This is a genomic window from Bifidobacterium sp. (assembly GCF_050874245.1).
Taxonomy (GTDB): Bacteria; Actinomycetota; Actinomycetes; order Actinomycetales; family Bifidobacteriaceae; genus Bifidobacterium.
In genome coordinates, this window is sequence record NZ_JBNMKH010000177.1 from 1 (window position 1) to 1586 (window position 1586).

The following is a 1586-nucleotide window of genomic DNA, read 5'->3' on the forward strand; positions in this document are numbered from 1 at the left end:
AGTGGTGGCTGGGCGAGCTTTCCCGCGAGGCCAACGCCAAGGGCGTAACCTTGGAGGAGCTTCCGATCACTCCGGCCGACGTTGCCGAGATCGAGAAGCTGATCGCCGACGGCAAGCTGAACGACAAGCTTGCCAAGCAGACCGTTGCCGGCGTGCTCGCCGGTGAAGGCACGCCGAGCGAAGTCGTCGAGAAGCGCGGCCTGAAGGTCGTTTCCGACGATGGCTTGATCGACAAGGCCGTGGATGTGGCGTTCGCCGCCAATCCGGATGTTGTCGAGAAGCTCAAGAGCGGCAATATGAAGCCGATGGGTGTCATCATCGGTGCCGTGATGAGGGCCACGCGCGGCCAGGCCGACGCGAAGGCCGTCACCAAGGTGGTTATGAGCAAGATCAAGTGATGTGATCTGACTCGATCCTTTGGCGGGTTCCGGCCCGCCGATCATGCGGGGCGTGTGCTGGGAAACCGGCGCATGCCCCGCATGGCTTTGTTGCGATGCGTATGCGTCGAAAACGACGAGGAAACCATCGTTTATTGGTTTCGCGCCGGTTCGTGGGCGTTATGCGCCTATTATCCTATTGTGTTCCCAGCAATCCTCCAGTCGGGTAGAATACCGTCGGAATGGATGTGGGCAAACCACACGATGTCAATGACGCAAGGATGAAATACATATGCCAGATAATGCTGCACAGTCGGAATCCCGAGAGCTGCCGGCCAGTATCGCCATCCCTCCCGTACGCGGTGAAATGGTTCGTCTGCGCCCGGCTACCGTCGAAGACCTCGACAGGATGGATGTGATCGATGCCTATCCGGGGGCTTCTGGCATTACTGGCAAGGATCGCGTGGCCGAACGTGCCGCCGTGCACGCCTGGGTGCGTCGTTCCGTGGCTTGGAGCAAGGGCGAGGCGCCGACTGAATCCGGTGTGGGCGATCCTGAGGCTCGCCGCACCATCGCATGGTCGATTATCACCGAAAGCGATCATGATGGCGATGGCGAGATCGACGCCGCGGAAAGCGACAACGTGATCGGCATGATCTTCCTGATTGATATCGACGGCTGGGCCCGTTCCGCGCGCATTCAGGTGATTCTGGGTCAGGATTACCGTGGCCGTGGCTATTCGCGCGACATCATGCCCCGTGTGATGACCTATGGGTTCGCCCCTGAGCCGGCGGGTCTTGGCATGCATCGTATTTGGGTTGCGGTTCCGGAACAGAACACGCGCTCCGTGTCCGTCTACCAGTCGCTTGGCTTCATGCCGTCCGGCCGTTCGCGTGACGCATTGTGGAACGCTGCGCAGAATCGTTATCAGGATTTGATCGTTATGGACACTCTGGTGGACGAGTTCGATCCGATTCGCTCCCTTGACGCGTTCGGTATGCATGTGATCGAAGACAATCCCGGCGTGAAGGAGGCCATGGCCGCCCGTGAGCATTCCATCGCCATCCAGCAGGGCAGCGTTGAGCGTAATGCCGATGGTGCTGAACGGCCTGAGACCGCACCGGCGGCCGATCCGTCCGCCGCGCCCGTGAGCGAGCCTTCGCAGCAGGCCGGAGAGCCGCGGCATGATGAGAAACAGCAGAGCAAAGG

General features: G+C 60.6%; 1 protein-coding gene and 1 pseudogene. Both read left to right on the forward strand.

Annotated features, from left to right (window positions below):
• Positions 1–398 (forward strand): annotated as a pseudogene (locus ACR0P8_RS09635) (Asp-tRNA(Asn)/Glu-tRNA(Gln) amidotransferase subunit GatB); the annotation flags it as partial.
• A 271-nt stretch (positions 399–669) separates the two neighbouring features.
• Positions 670–1586: GNAT family N-acetyltransferase (locus ACR0P8_RS09640; RefSeq protein WP_432624839.1), on the forward strand; the 917-nt coding region annotated here is incomplete at its 3' end.